Origin of the sequence: Clostridium sp. E02 (genome assembly GCF_003833015.1) — a bacterium.
In the GTDB taxonomy this organism is placed as follows: Bacteria; Bacillota; Clostridia; order Lachnospirales; family Lachnospiraceae; genus Lacrimispora.
The window spans coordinates 110,925-124,451 of sequence record NZ_RJLQ01000012.1 but is presented as its reverse complement, the minus strand read 5'-3'; the positions used below and the strand labels follow the sequence as shown (position 1 = coordinate 124,451).

The window sequence follows — 13,527 nt, the reverse complement described above, 5'->3', positions numbered from 1 at the left end:
AAAAGGTGAGTTGAGTGAACAAATTATTCCAAATTTCAATAAAAATCCTATTCGTTACTGCTGTTCTTTTGGTTGTGACTGCCTCTTATTCTTCAAAGATTGATGGAGAAGCTGCCGCTCTTTTAGAGATCACCATACCAACACCAGTAAAGGAAGAATTCATAGTTGCTGATATTCCTCAAGAGGGAAAGTACGATGTTATGCTTGACAGCGTGATTGGACCACTTACTTATTACAATCAGTCTGATTCCAGGTGGGGCGATTACCTGTATGGGGGAAAAGATCCTCTCTCTGTCTATGGGTGTGGCCCCACGGTTATGGCTATGGTGGTAACCAGCTTAACTGGTAACCAGGTACTTCCTGCTAATCTTGCTGATTGGGCTGCTTCTAATAAAAGCTGGTGCCCTGGACAAGGATCCTACCACCGTCTGATCGCAGACAGTTCTAGGGCCTATGGCCTACAAGCTGCCTCGATTCGGAATTACTCCTTAGAAGGGATTAAACATGCATTGGATTCCAACCAATTAGTCATTGCATTGATGAAAAAAGGGCACTTCACCAAGCAGGGGCATTTTATCATAATTACCCAATATACCAAAGATGGGAAACTTCGGATCGCTGACTCCAATAACTATGAAAATACCAAAGTGGAATGGGATCCAGAACTAATTCTTCACGAACTAAATCATCATGCTTCCAGCGGCGGGCCACTTTGGTCCGTCGGTATTGCTACACCGTAAAATCAGGAATAAAAAGAATTATTGCCTGCCATTCGTTTATTAATCTGACGATCCATTAAAACGGTACGCTCTAATATAGTAAGAATGCTACTTCCCCTCTCTACAATCTTTTGAGCAAGTGGACCTTCGATCTCCCATTCCGTTAATCCCTTCATCCAGCTCCTTATCTTATCATTCTCCAATGTACTCAGCGCAGAGATAAGACATTCAATGTTTAGGTCACAAAGATCAGCCTGATCCATCTCCTCTTTGCGCATTCCCAAAAGGATTTGGATGGAGGTCCTGTCATTTCTTGATATACTATCTAAAAGATCACGAGTAATTCGCTCAATCTCTGTGATGCACTGATACTTTTTTTGCATTTTTTTTAATATCTCCATTAACATTGAATCTTCCATCGTAACGCTCCTCCTCTCATATAATAGTTTGAAATAGCTGAAGGGTTATATCCCCTCCAGCCTGTTCATTATTAGCCGCTTAAACGCTGAGCTTCACCAAACGCATCTCTTAATTCAATAATCAGTGATCTTAATTCCTGAATCACTTCTATATTTCTTCCTGCATGAATTCGACTTAAATCGTAAAGAAAGAAATCATACATGCGACTTAATTCACTGCTAATTTCATAATTAAAATTAAGTGTATTCTTTAAATATCTAACAATCTCTGTAGAACGTTCTATGGACTGATTAAATAAATCATAATCGTCCTTTTCCAATGCCATCTCTGATCTGGTCAGACGTTTTAACAATTCATCAAAGAGAAGTCCTAACATCTCTCCAGAAGTCATCGTATTAACTGCCTGATCCTTATAATTTTGATATCCTCTTACAGCCATAACCTGCACCGCCTATCTTTATGAACTTACTTGTGAACTTAACCAGCTGCTTTGGGAATTCATCTGTGAAATTACTGTTTCTAACGTAGTAAACTGTTTAATATAACGGTCCGTTTCTGTATCTAATCTACTTTGAAGTTCCTTTACATATTTATCAATGCTATCCATAGATTTCTGCAATGAATTCGACAAGATACTGGTAGGCGCGGAAACCGAACCTGCTTTTTCAATAAGGATTCCTTTTACGGCCCCTGTGGTAGACGCATACTTTTGGGTTATCGTAGACAACCGGCCCATAAAACCACCCTGTTCATTCGAATTCGGATCAGCCACCTTCGTAAATAGATCCTTTACTTCTTCGGGTTTTGATTCCAAGGCTGCTTTGAATTTTGTCTTATCAAATACTAGCTTCCCATTGTCGCTATAATTACTACTTGTACTAATTCCAAAGGACTCCAGCTTTGCTTTTTCCGAAGATCCGCTGTCAAAGATAAAACGCAAACTATCTGCTAAGCCACGTAAATCGCTGTCATTAAATAGCATACCTTCTTTGGCTTTCTTTTCCCATTTTTCTATTTGGTCTTCCTTCATATCTGCTTTTTGCTCATCCGTAAGAGGGGCATACTTCCGGTTCGGTTTCGTTGATGCCTCTTTGTTTACTAACTCCAGCATCTCATTAAAATCATCCACCATGTCAGAAACTGCAGATACGATACTCTCAGAATCCGATTTGGCATCAAACGTTACAGGGGCTCCATTTTCCACCAATTTCCCATCCTGATAATTAAAGGTATCATTTACCGTTATATTTAACCCATCTAAATTAAAAGAATTATTTCCACGTACCAAAGTAACCGGTTCTTCTGAATCTGAATATTTCACACTGATAATTGCATCCTTGCCTTCGGTATAAGTGGAGTTCCCAAATAACAGGTTTGTATCATCTGTCGTGCCTAATTCAATTTTACCAGCTGCCCCCTCTTCTTTTGATACAATCGTAAACTTATCTGCATTGTGCAGATAACTCACGGTCACACCTGCTTCTGAAGAATTAATTTTGTTCATAATATCACTTATCGAACTCCCATAAGTAAGTCCTTCTATGGGTTTCCCATTAATCGAAATTTTTAATTCCTGATCCGCAGTTACCCCAGTGGGAATTCCCTTTAATCCGGATTTAAGCAGTGGGGAGGAAAGATTGAGACGATTGGATTCTCCATATTCTACATTTAATACTCCTGTACTTCCAATGACTCCTTTATCTGCTGACGAAATGGATAAGATTGAAGAAGTGTCTACTGCTCCTGTCCCTGGTATTGTCGTTTGAAAATTCAACTTTCCATCCACGGATGTTACATCAATTCTCCCCGTACCAAAGGCTTTATTAAGTTCACTTTTCATATATGTAGCTAACTGGTCGGAATTCGTAATGTTGGTATTAATCTCTGCTTCCGTTCCAAAGGAGATTGATTTTGTCGTTCCATTATAGGTAAAGCTGACACTCTTCCCTGCCAAACGCTGAGCAAAGGTCTTTTCATCGAAAAACTCTTGCTCTAAGTCTTTTATCTTATCTGAAAAACCAGTTTTTCCAATGGTCCTGTCTTGTTCGCTTAAGCTATCAATATCCGTTATCCCCAATGCCTTTAATGCATTTTTCGTTCCAGTTAACAGTTGTACTGTATTCCCAGCTTCGTCTTTGGAGATAAAATTGAGTTTAGACAACGTATTATCTGCCCCGGTGCCTTCTGTCTCCACACCAATTTCATCAGCCAGTGTTTTTCCATCGCCAATCTTAACATTGGACAACGCTTTGGTTATTGACTCCTTTGCTTTCTCTGCGGTACTATAATCGTAAGTAAATCCATCGTCAGTCGTTCCACTTGGAAGACTAACCCCATACGTTTTATTCCCGACTTTAAAATAAAGTGCCTCCCCTTCTAAATTACTCACAGCTTCTGTTCCAAAATTTATAGCATCTGTAGAAAGCAGACGATCGGAAACGGTGCCATCGGAAGTCATGGAAGCCTTCTTTGCCAGCTGCTTCACTCCCACAATGGACATGCCGTCCACGTTAGAAGAACTTCCCGTTACACTAACATACTTGCTATATTCACCTTTGGCCGTAATATTACTTCTGGACCAGAAACTTGGACTCGAGAGGTTGGTCTCCTGACTGGTATAGGACATATATTTTTTAGAAAATGCCACAAGTTTATCACTAACAGAGCGATATGCTTCCTGTTGCCATGAATAAGTCTGTTTTTTCTGCCCTTGTTTCGCAATTTTTGCCCGAGTCGCCGCCGTCATATTTTCAATTAGGCTATCTCGATCTAAACCACTAGCAAGACCGCCATAACCACGAATGGAGGATGCGCCGCCTATAAGGCTTGATACATTATTTGACATAGTAATACCCCTTTCTTTCTCTCTATCAACTGTTTTTCGTCAAAAATCGGTTTTTTTCGTGTTTTTGCTATACTTATTTATCGACATATTGTATACTAAAGATAATAGTATTATCTTAATTTACGATTGGAGGAATTGAACTTGTCAACTGTAATTGCTATTACAAATCAAAAAGGCGGCGTAGGCAAAACCACCACATCCTGTTCTCTTGCCTGCGGTCTTGCCATGAACAATAAAAGGGTCCTTGCCGTTGATTTGGATCCACAGGGGAATTTAGGCTTTAGCCTTGGCCTAGAGATCGAAACCAGTGCAACCATATATGAAGTATTCAAAGGAACTGCCACTTTGCAGGAAGCAATACGCCCAGCAAAGTACTGCGATGTGATCTCTTCCAATATACTTTTAAGCGGTGCGGAACTGGAGTTTACTGGGAAACAGCGGGAAAGTATGCTAAAACAGATATTATCTACGGTTGCAGGCTATTATGATTACATTATCATTGATACTCCTCCTGCTTTAAATGTATTAACAGTCAATGCCTATGCAGCTGCAGATTATCTGATCATACCCATGGTTCCAGAAATTTTAAGCCTTCTGGGCGTTTCCCAAATTAAAGATACCATTAATACAGTCCGTTCTACCGTTAATCCAAAATTAGTGGTATTGGGCATTCTTCTTAACAAATACAATCCAAGAACCCTTCTCTCAAAAGAGGTGAAGGAGATGGCACAACAGATTGCTTCTCAAATTGACTCCCGTGTGTTTGAGACCCACATCCGTTCCAGTGTCAGCGTAGCAGAAGCTCCTGCCCAGGGAGAAAGTCTTTTAGACTATGCCCCAAGATCAAAGCCTGCACAGGATTATAAGGCTCTGGTTTCAGAAGTCCTTGCTTTAATGAATACTTGAAATTAATTTCCCTTGAGAGGAGAAAGCTATCATGGCTAGAAAAAGTAGTAAAACAGCCCATGTGATGAATCTGTTGTCCGGCGATGACTCTGAAGGTTCAAAATCTGAAGCAGCGCAAGAGAACCTTGCTGCCAGTCAGGCGGGAAACCAAAAAGAGACAGTCAAGGAACTTACCGTTGTCGCTCAACAAGCTTCCATACAAACATCGGAAGGCTCCTTATCTCCATCCCCCATATCAATCATTGATATGACCTCATCTGTCCCAGATCCCGTTGCAGAATTAATCAAAGCACAATTGGAAGAAGAGGAAGAAACAGAAGAATCCGTTCCAATGACTTCAGAAGTTGAACCCATAGCGGAGCCAGAAGCCGTAACAGCAATTGACGTACCAGTGACTCCAATTGATTCAACCGAAAATTTTCCTGACAATCCATCGTATCAATTCTTAAACATTATGGAGCAGGCAGTAAAAACAAAAGCAGAAGACTATATGAACCGTTTGGGCATGTGTACCTGCAAACGATGCATCGCAGATGTAACAGCGCTGACGCTGACCAATCTTCCTTCCAAATATATTGTGGTGGATTACCTATCTTCCACTCCACTCTTAAACTATTATATCAACCGGTATTCACAAATGGTAATTGTGGAGATGACAAAAGCTTGTATAACCGTAAAAGAAAGCCCACACCATTAGGTGTGGGCTTTTTCTGTACCATTCGCATCAGACTCCATCTCTGCACTACTGGTTAGTCCTTTCCAAATTTCATTGACTGTTTCTACACAATCCATATAGGTCTGTGAAAGCTGACCAGAAGGAACTCCCAATTGCTGAGACAAAATTTTCACGTTTTTCCAATCTGCATTCTCGTAACTGGTAACAAGACAGAAGAGTAATCCACAAATCCCTTCTTTTTTAATAAGGGCATCCTTGATCTCTTGAGCGACTGGTATTTCCTCTAGAATCTCTTCTAAGGGAGCATCAATAATGTGTTCAAGAGTGGAAAACATTCCCATCATATAGACTTCAGATCTTATAATTGGAAGATCCTTAATATGATCTGAAATTGCCATCGCAAAGTTGGCTCTTAAGAAAGACATCTTCATCATAGCTTCCAGTGTTTCATTGTTCTCAAAATCACTCTTAAAACTCAGTAGGTAAACCCACTGCTTCAACTGACTGATTCCCATGGTTACCAAAGCCTGACGTATGGAAGAAACTCTTCTCCTTAAAGCAAAATAAGCAGAATTTACGATTTTAAGCAATGCGTAGGTTAGTGCTGCATCATGGCTAATAATCTCTTCAATTCGATCCACATCCGGTTCATCATTGGATACTTCTACAACTAATTGGAAGAAATTTCCTTCCAAAAACTCCATACGATTTACTTTTTTTGCCATGGATTCTGCAACGTAACTTCCTTCGGCATAATCTGCACCGATTAAAAGAGCCAGTTCGTAATCTTCCTTTGTATTGACACCAGTTACAATACATTTTTTATCAAAGCCTTGCATGGTATTAATCAGATTATCTAAGGAAGTCCTAGATTGTCCGTCACGCTTATTTCTAATATCAATCTTTATGTAAGTAACAAAGTCCAGCATAGAAAAATATTTTGGAGAAAACTGAAAATCATTAATTGCAAACACATAACCTTCCGATCGGTATCTTCTAATAATCGTAGGAGAAAGAGGATGGATCATAACATGATCCTCAATCTGTATTACCATCTTTTTTTTATCAAAGATTTTAGGTGTATTCCGAAATAACAAAGAAGGAGTAAACGTAACAAAGGTTAATTTATCATGAAATATGTTTTCCGTATTCTGCATAAGAAACCCTGCAATGGTATCGGCAGCTGCCACATCAGAACTACTGTAAATAGAATCATAATCTTTCTCAAACAATACTTCATAGCCGATAATCCTGTCCTCCTTCAATGCCTTTATAGGCTGTCGGGTGACATACTTATCCATTATTTTTCCTCCTTTGAAGCAGGTGATCTATTACTTCAACCAAATGACGGATTTCCGGCTTGCTTAGCTGTTCATCTGCGCCTAATTTTTTCCCTTTAATCATCAATTCCTGATTAATCATGGATGAAAAAATAATAAGTGGAATATGCTTTAGTTTGTCATTTCCCTTCACCAATTTTGTAAGTCTGTGCCCATCCATAACTGGCATCTCGATATCTGTAATGATCAGGCTGACTTTATCATCCAAATCAGAATCATCTTTTATCTGACTTAGATAGTCCCACGCTTCCTGTCCGTTGTTTTTAAAGGTTAGGTTTTCATACCCTGCTTTAATCAGTGCAGCTTCAATCATCTTTGTTAAAAGAATGGAATCTTCTGCAATAAGAATCGGGCAATTCACACTTGTCCTTTTTCCCATCTTGCTTATTTCATCAATCTGTATCCCCGTTTCCGGTGCTATATCGGCTACAATCTTCTCAAAATCAAGAATAGTTACCAGATCACCTCCACACTGGGCGATTCCAGTTGCTACCCCTTCATCTCCACGGCTGATGGTATCATCTGGTTTCTGAATATCATTCCATGAAATCCGGCTGATCCCCACGACACTGTGCACACGGAAAGCAATGTGTAATTTATTAAAGTTCGTTATAATAAATAAATCTTTGTCCTGCTTATCACTTTTGCTGCCTGTCAGATAATTGGGAAGATCGATCACCGTAAGAAGAAGATCCCTCGGTTTAAATATTCCCTCTACAGATGCATGGGCATGAGGAATTGGTTTTACCTTATCGGACATCATAATCTCACGTACTTTTGCAACATTAATTCCGTATAATTCACCATATATAGTGAATTCCATTATCTCAATTTCATTTGTCCCTGATTCTAACAAAATTTCTGTTTCTGCCATAATTTTTCTCCTTTGTCCCAATATGATCCAGCAAAAACAACTGCCTTATGTTTTTATCGACATTATTTAGCCAGTTCATAATATCTACATTACAATTTCATCTCTTCCATAAGTCCTGATTTTCACCAATCCCGTACTTACATCCACGGACATGGTTCGAGCATAGTTCTCCCCCACGTCAAAACCTGCCAGTCGAATTCCTTCTGATTGAAGAATCTTCTTGACACTTACAATATTACGTGCACCTATATTTCCAAGTGTGCTGTTCCCCTGTAATTCGAACATTTTGGCTCCCCCGGCTATTTTAGCAATCAGCCGTGCTTTCCTTGCTCCCATGATTTCGATTTTACGAAAGGTTTCAGCTAATCCAGTATCTGCATATTTAAAAACATTGCTGCCCCCTGTTCCTGTCCCATATACCTCAGGCAGCATAATATGTACAAGTGCTCCCAGCTTAATCATAGGATCATATAAACTGATTCCTATACAGGATCCAAGGGCATAGGTAATCAGTACCCCCTCCTGTCTGGCAAATTTCATCTCTGCAATCCCTACCGTTACCTGTTTAACCATTTACGATCCCCAATTTTTCCATCAAAAAGTTCAATGACATGATGTCTGGCATCATAAGCAGATCACTGTTAAGGACATTTCCTCCTATTACAAATTGTCCACTGATCATCATCATCTTATCTGTCTGATAACCGAACTCAACCATAGGTACACTTAATATTCCGCCCAACATATTGACTGCTATGTCTGGGACAGAAAGATTGATCGTTACCTCACTCAGTGTAGACATGGCATTTACATAGGAAGAGATAATAATGTTTCCGATTTCTTCCAATGCCGATGTTTCCAACACATTGAGCTGATAATAATCTTCTATTTCCTCCTGCATTACACATGAGAGAACTTCATTAATAAAATCCATTTTTAAGATAAACAGCATCAAACCATTAATTTCACCTGTCATCTTAACCAGTACCGCAGCTACGATTTCCTCCGGATCCCCTAGAAATTTAATCGCCTCATTGTAACCAAGAATCTGCACGTCTGGCAGTGTCATTCGAACTGTCTTACCAAGCATAGACGACAATGCAGTAGCAGAATTCCCGGTTCCAATACTTCCAATTTCTCGTATCAGATCCAGACCTAGTCCATTCATCTCGTCATAACGTGTAATTTTCATGTAATCGCCCTCTTTCCTTTACAACTGCAACCTTATCGCAGTGAATTTATCGTAGTCTCAACCTCGTCGGAAGTTTGTACCATCTTAAGCGCATAGGAATAAGCCCGTTGAGCTTCCATCATTTTAGTCATCTCAAGGGCAAAATCTGTCCCTGACTCTTCCAATGATCCTTTTACCACTTTTGCCTTCTCTAAAAGAACTGGATCTCCATTTTTTGCAGTTGCAGCAAATCCATTATCGCCTACACCTTCAAGTCCGTTGAGTCTTGAAAATGTATAAACTCCTATGGAATGAGGGTCATGTTCCCCTTCCCCATACTCTACCTGTTCCTCTTCCTCTTCTTCCTCTTCCCCATCTTCAGAGGGATAGGAAGCTGGTTTTACATCATAGGAAATCTCCTCTTGATCCATGTTTAATACTCTTTTCCCATCTCCATTAACCAAATAATATTTATCATCGGTTTTTGCCAGTTGGAAGCAGCCATCTCTAGAATAAGTAATCTGCTCCGTTGTTGGATCTTTTAACATAAAAAAGCCCTCTCCTGCAATTGCATGATCACTCTCAACTCCAGTCGTACGGTAGGGCATATTTGTCATATTCATTTTTACTTCACTGATCTTTGTTCCACTTCCTGTCTTACCCCCGTCTTCTCCCTTCGTATTTCTTGTCTGCGCATAAATCAAGTCAGAAAACGCACCATATTGTGATTTATATCCTACGGTGTTTACATTGGCAATATTACCGGATACTATATTGAGTTTTGCCTGTTGATTTAAGGCCCCCAAAGCACCTGTATAAAACGATTGATTCATCTGCTGCCCCTCCTTTATACTCTTCCAATATCTGTAACAATTTTGCTCATAAGCTGATCATACATTTTTAGTACCTGCGCTGCACTCTGTGAGGCTCTTTGACTGCTCATCATGGATGTCATCTCTTCAATTGTATCAATGTTAGATCGTTCAACGGATTTCCACTGAACTCCTCCGTCAATGCCATTCCCTTCCGCCTGAGTGGTGAACGTTCCATTATCTCCTTTTACGAGCTGGGTATAATCATCAAAATTGGTCACTCCGATTTTCCCGATTAAATTAGGTTCCTGGTCTTCACTATCAGCTCCATCTTCTGTTCCAAGACCTTTTAACGGAACTTCATAAATATTACCAGATTTATCCACTGATATATGATCCGATGTAATCTCAATAGGATTACCACTGTCGTCCAGCACTCTCCCCATAGAAGGAAGACATAGATATCCTTCCTGGTCGATATCAAACGATCCGTTTCTGGTGTAGAGACGGTTACCATCGGTATCTTCTAATGCAAAGAAACCTGGTTCGGTCAATGCAAAATCCAAATTACCTCCAGTTTCTTCCACAGTTCCCTGATCGTAACTAGTTTTCGTACCAGCAGCTGTCTTCATCATTGATATAGCACCGATCTGCGTGGAATTGTTATTATTGATGCTTTCCGTTCGGTAAAGCATTGCATCTTTAAAGGTTGTGCTGATTAACCGGTCAGATTTAAACCCTGGTGTACTAGAATTTACCATATTATTACTGATTGTATTTAAGTTCCGGTTTTGATAAAGCATACTGGAAGCTAGATTATAAAAGCCCTGAAACATTCCTTTATCCCCTTTCTTATTTCCCATTGATAAAATTATTTAAATATACTTTCATTTTTTGAATTGCATTCGAATGAATCTGGGAGATTCTAGGTTCACTGACATTCATGACCCTGGCAATCTCCTTCATATTTAATTCGTCCAAATAGTACAAAGAAATAACCTTTTGTTCATTTTCCTTTAAATGATCAATGGCAGAAACCAATACCTGCCGAAATTCCTGCTGGAGGTAATGAGATTCTGGTTGATCCTCGTCATTGATGGACGGAAGCTGAAGTGTTTTTTTGGTATCATTTCCTGTTTCTAACACCATGTCCAGTGACAAAACACTGTAGACATTTGTCTTACCCAAAGCCTCCTGATACTTTTCCAAGCTCACATTCATATGATCAGCAGTTTCTTTTGGGGTAGGAAAACGGCCAAGACGATTGCATAATTCCATGACAGCATGATCCAGTTCTTTTGCATTCTTCCTTACGCTCCTGGGAATCCAATCCTGTTTTCGTGCCATATCAATAATCATGCCACGGATCCGCTTGGATATATATGTTTCAAACTTTACATTCATCTCAGGATCGAACTTTTCAAGCCCGTTCATAATCGTTAAAACACCTTCATTCACGATATCCTCTACTTGTGCAAAGCTTAGATATATATCCCGCATCTGAATAGAAATGCTTTTGACCATATAAAGGTAACGCATAACCAGTTCATGCTTCATCTTGATATCTTTCGTCCGCTTATATTTAATTAATAAATCTTCATTGGTATATTGGCTTAAATCCTGCTCCATTCCGACTAACACTGCCTTTCTGACACAACTCTTTGTCAAATGGTAATATTTCCAACTGCCTGAATCTGAATATTGTTGGCAATCTCATGAAAGGAAAGGACATACACATTGGGATAAAACTGCTCGATCAGACGGTAAAAATACAGTCTAACAACCTGACTTGTAAGAATCACAGGTTTTTGATCCAGATCACTAAATTTCTTAATCTGTTCTCCCAGCTGTCCAATCACAGATTGCATCACATCCGGGCTGAGAGCTAGATAGACTCCCTGCTCTCCTTTTGCCATGCTGCTGATTATTGTTTTCTCCAGATCTGCCTCCAAAGTCATGACTTTCATCTGACCTCCTTCGCAGAACATTCTGGTAATCGTCCTCTTTAATGCAATCCTGATATTCTCAGTAATCACATCTACATCTCTGGTCGTAGGTAACGCATCTACAATGGTTTCTAAAATTGTCTCCATATCTCTAATTGGAACCCCTTCTTTTAAAAGGTTGTTTAAAATCTTTTGGAAGTTTCCATATGTAAACTGTCCAGGGAACAGTTCTTCCACTAATTCAGGAGAATGTTTTTTCACATTATCCAATAACTGCATTACTTCCTGTCGCCCAAGCATTTCATAGGCATGCTGGCGAATGGTTTCCGATAGATGAGTCAGCATGACTGACAGAGGATCAATAACCGTGTAACCATAAATCTCTGCCATCTCTTTGTTTTCAGGACGAATCCATTTACTTGGGATTCCATAGGCCGGTTCCACCGTTTCGATTCCATCCACCTCTCCGGATAGAATAGGCGGTTCGAGAGCCAGATAGTAATCCACTAGAATTTCTCCTTTTGATACCTCTTCTCCCCTGATCTTAATCACATATTGATTGGTGTTTAAGCTGGAACTGTCCCGAAGTCTGACAGAAGGAATCACAAATCCCATATCCTGGGCATACTGCCTCCGGAAAATAACGATTCGATTGATCATTTTCCCTCCGCTGCTTTCATCAATCAGAGGGATCAGACTGTATCCAAATTCCATCTCAATGGGTTCCACATTAATGAGAGAATAGACATTATTCACATCCCGGTAATATGATTCCTCGTCGGTTCCTTGCTCCTGCGATTCCTCCAAGGTCCCGGACTGAGTTGTAACAATCTCTTTGATTGCCGCCTGCTTTACTTTTTCTCCCAAATTGTATCCTGAGGCAATTAAAATGACCGCCATAATTCCAAGCTGTAATTTGGGCATTCCAGGAACCACCATTAGAACAATCATAACGAAACCAGTTAACATAATTGCTTTTGGTTGTGCCAAAAACTGTTCCGATACATCTTCGTTTAACGTTCCTTCTGATACGGCTCTTGTTACAATCATACCAGTAGCCGTTGCAATCAAAAGAGAGGGAATCTGAGAAACCAACCCATCACCGACCGTTGCGATACTATAGATGGATAAAACTTCTGAAAACGGCATATTGGACTGTATCATACCTATAATCGCACCACCGATAAAGTTAATGGCTGTGATGATCATAGAAATAATGGAATCTCCCTTAACAAACTTGGTCGCACCATCCATAGCACCGTAGAAATCTGCTTCTTTTTGTATCTTGTAACGTCTTATTTTGGCTTCCTGCTCATTGATTAGACCTGAACTTAAATCTGCATCAATGGCCATCTGCTTTCCTGGCATAGCATCCAAGGTAAATCGTGCCGCAACCTCTGACACACGCTCGGTTCCTTTTGTAATAACCAAAAAGTTTACCAATACAATAATAAGGAATATAATAAAACCGACTATAACGTTCCCCTGCAATACGAAGTCACCAAACGCTTTGATCACCATACCGGAGGATCCTTGCTTGGATAAGATATTACGTGTTGAGGATACATTCAGCCCAAGTCTTAACAAAGTTGTAATTAAGAGCAGGGATGGGAAAATTGAAAACTCCAGCGGCTCTTTAATATTCATGGTTATCAGTAAGATAATCATGGAAAGGGTAATATTTATGATAATCATTACGTCCATAAAAAATGGAGGCAATGGAATAATCAACAGCAGTACTATCGTTATGACAAATACTACTATGGAATTTTTCATTAATCTCTTCATTCTCTCTACACCATTTCTTTCAAGTATCTA

General features: G+C 39.7%; 14 protein-coding genes. 3 read left to right on the top strand and 11 right to left on the bottom strand.

The features are described 5' to 3' along the window. Positions 1–14 precede the first annotated feature (14 nt). Entirely contained in the window at positions 15–740 is a 726-nt protein-coding gene (locus EFT72_RS10845; protein ID WP_124066928.1) for a C39 family peptidase, read from the top strand. Positions 741–742: 2 nt separating this feature from the next. On the opposite strand, the gene EFT72_RS10840 is transcribed toward EFT72_RS10845, so the two are convergent. The 3 genes from EFT72_RS10840 to fliD form a co-directional block, all read right to left on the bottom strand. After that, positions 743–1,138 (bottom strand): hypothetical protein, encoded by a 396-nt coding sequence (locus tag EFT72_RS10840; RefSeq protein WP_124066927.1) that lies wholly within the window; start codon positions 1,136–1,138, stop codon positions 743–745. Positions 1,139–1,209: 71 nt separating this feature from the next. Beyond that, entirely contained in the window at positions 1,210–1,578 is a 369-nt protein-coding gene (gene fliS / locus EFT72_RS10835) for a flagellar export chaperone FliS (RefSeq protein WP_124066926.1), read from the bottom strand. 18 nt (positions 1,579–1,596) lie between these two features. Beyond that, entirely contained in the window at positions 1,597–3,984 is a 2,388-nt protein-coding gene (gene fliD / locus EFT72_RS10830; RefSeq protein ID WP_124066925.1) for a flagellar filament capping protein FliD, read from the bottom strand. Positions 3,985–4,125: 141 nt separating this feature from the next. Between fliD and EFT72_RS10825 the strand changes: the two genes are divergently transcribed. Continuing rightward, on the top strand, positions 4,126–4,890 hold the full coding sequence (locus tag EFT72_RS10825) for a ParA family protein (RefSeq protein WP_124066924.1): 765 nt from the start codon (positions 4,126–4,128) through the stop codon (positions 4,888–4,890). A gap of 31 nt (positions 4,891–4,921) precedes the next feature. Then, complete coding sequence (locus EFT72_RS10820) at positions 4,922–5,587, top strand: late competence development ComFB family protein (RefSeq protein ID WP_124066923.1); 666 nt, start codon at positions 4,922–4,924, stop codon at positions 5,585–5,587. Here EFT72_RS10820 and EFT72_RS10815 read toward each other — a convergent pair. The 8 genes from EFT72_RS10815 to flhA form a co-directional block, all read right to left on the bottom strand. Beyond that, positions 5,584–6,867, bottom strand: coding sequence for an HDOD domain-containing protein (locus EFT72_RS10815; protein ID WP_124066922.1), 1,284 nt, complete (start codon positions 6,865–6,867; stop codon positions 5,584–5,586). The two genes, EFT72_RS10820 and EFT72_RS10815, sit on opposite strands and share 4 nt — an antisense overlap. After that, positions 6,860–7,780 (bottom strand): chemotaxis protein, encoded by a 921-nt coding sequence (locus EFT72_RS10810; protein WP_124066921.1) that lies wholly within the window; start codon positions 7,778–7,780, stop codon positions 6,860–6,862. Before EFT72_RS10810 ends, EFT72_RS10815 begins: the two co-directional genes overlap by 8 nt. A gap of 84 nt (positions 7,781–7,864) precedes the next feature. After that, positions 7,865–8,353 carry a chemotaxis protein CheD gene (locus EFT72_RS10805; protein ID WP_124066920.1) on the bottom strand — a complete coding sequence of 163 codons (489 nt, stop codon included), beginning with the start codon at positions 8,351–8,353 and terminating at the stop codon, positions 7,865–7,867. Beyond that, positions 8,346–8,972, bottom strand: coding sequence for a chemotaxis protein CheC (locus tag EFT72_RS10800; protein WP_124066919.1), 627 nt, complete (start codon positions 8,970–8,972; stop codon positions 8,346–8,348). The genes EFT72_RS10805 and EFT72_RS10800 overlap by 8 nt, the downstream gene beginning before the upstream one ends. A 32-nt stretch (positions 8,973–9,004) precedes the next feature. Then, positions 9,005–9,784, bottom strand: coding sequence for a flagellar hook-basal body protein (locus tag EFT72_RS10795; RefSeq protein WP_124066918.1), 780 nt, complete (start codon positions 9,782–9,784; stop codon positions 9,005–9,007). A 14-nt stretch (positions 9,785–9,798) separates the two neighbouring features. After that, complete coding sequence (locus tag EFT72_RS10790; protein ID WP_124066917.1) at positions 9,799–10,599, bottom strand: flagellar hook-basal body protein; 801 nt, start codon at positions 10,597–10,599, stop codon at positions 9,799–9,801. Positions 10,600–10,615: 16 nt separating this feature from the next. Continuing rightward, positions 10,616–11,431 carry a FliA/WhiG family RNA polymerase sigma factor gene (locus EFT72_RS10785; RefSeq protein WP_347561876.1) on the bottom strand — a complete coding sequence of 272 codons (816 nt, stop codon included), beginning with the start codon at positions 11,429–11,431 and terminating at the stop codon, positions 10,616–10,618. Further along, the gene (gene flhA, locus EFT72_RS10780) at positions 11,428–13,497 is read right to left on the bottom strand and encodes a flagellar biosynthesis protein FlhA (protein ID WP_124066916.1); all 2,070 of its coding nucleotides are present in this window, start codon (positions 13,495–13,497) and stop codon (positions 11,428–11,430) included. Before flhA ends, EFT72_RS10785 begins: the two co-directional genes overlap by 4 nt. Between the last annotated feature and the right edge of the window lie 30 nt (positions 13,498–13,527).